Origin of the sequence: Pseudomonas sp. PS02288, assembly GCF_029959715.1 — a bacterium.
Taxonomy (GTDB): Bacteria; Pseudomonadota; Gammaproteobacteria; order Pseudomonadales; family Pseudomonadaceae; genus Pseudomonas_O; species Pseudomonas_O kuykendallii.
Genome location: NZ_JASCPA010000140.1, coordinates 1 through 278 on the forward strand (window position 1 = coordinate 1; position 278 = coordinate 278).

Below are 278 nucleotides of genomic sequence, written 5' to 3' on the forward strand. Positions count from 1 at the left end.
GTGTTCGGCGCCTCGAACTTCCCGCTGGCGTTTTCCACCGCCGGTGGCGACACCGCCGCCGCGCTGGCCGCCGGTTGCCCGGTGGTGTTCAAGGCCCACAGCGGGCACATGGCGACGGCCGAGTTCGTCGCCGACGCCATCGTGCGCGCCGCCGAGAAGACCGGCATGCCCAAGGGCGTGTTCAACATGATCTACGGCGGCGGCGTGGGCGAAGCGCTGGTCAAGCACCCGGCGATCCAGGCGGTCGGCTTCACCGGCTCGCTGCGCGGCGGTCGTGC

Annotated in this window: 1 protein-coding gene; it reads left to right on the forward strand. The window is 71.9% G+C overall.

Translation table 11 applies throughout. The features are described 5' to 3' along the window. The coding region (locus tag QMX85_RS23405) for an aldehyde dehydrogenase family protein (protein ID WP_282344952.1) at positions 1-278 on the forward strand (278 nt) is incomplete at both ends.